Raw genomic sequence first — 468 nt, 5'->3', positions numbered from 1 at the left:
GCCTTTTTCTTGCTGACGGTTGAGGTCGGGTTGAGGTTTCCGATGTTTCCGCTCTCGGTGCCGGCCTCGGGGTCGATGACGGCGTTAATGAGGGTGGGCTTGCCGGAGTTCATGGCCTCGTCCACGGCGCGCTTCAGCTCGTCGGGGGTGGTGACGTGGGCGCCCACGCCGCCGAAGGCTTCCATCATCTTGTCGTAGCGCGCTTCCTTCACGAACACCGTCGTGCCGGGATCGCGGCCCGTCGGGTCGGTGTCGACGCCGCGATAGATGCCGTTGTTGTTGAAGATCACGATGCAGATCGGCAGGTTGTAGCGGCAGATCGTCTCCACCTCCATGCCGGAGAAGCCGAAGGCCGAGTCACCCTCGACCGCCAGAACCGGCAGGCCGGTCTCCACCGACGCGGCGATCGCCGAGCCCATGCCCACGCCCATCACGCCCCAGGTGCCGACATCGAGGCGCTTGCGCGGC

At 66.0% G+C, this 468-nt stretch carries 1 protein-coding gene; it reads right to left on the bottom strand.

What is annotated here, in order from left to right; translation table 11 throughout:
- The coding region (locus tag SCD90_RS16545; protein ID WP_319845816.1) for a thiamine pyrophosphate-dependent enzyme at positions 1-468 on the bottom strand (468 nt) is incomplete at both ends.

This window comes from Terrihabitans rhizophilus (assembly GCF_033898525.1).
Taxonomy (GTDB): domain Bacteria; phylum Pseudomonadota; class Alphaproteobacteria; order Rhizobiales; family Methylopilaceae; genus Flaviflagellibacter; species Flaviflagellibacter rhizophilus.
The sequence above is the reverse complement of the archived record's forward strand: the minus strand, read 5'-3'. Positions and strand labels throughout refer to the sequence as shown.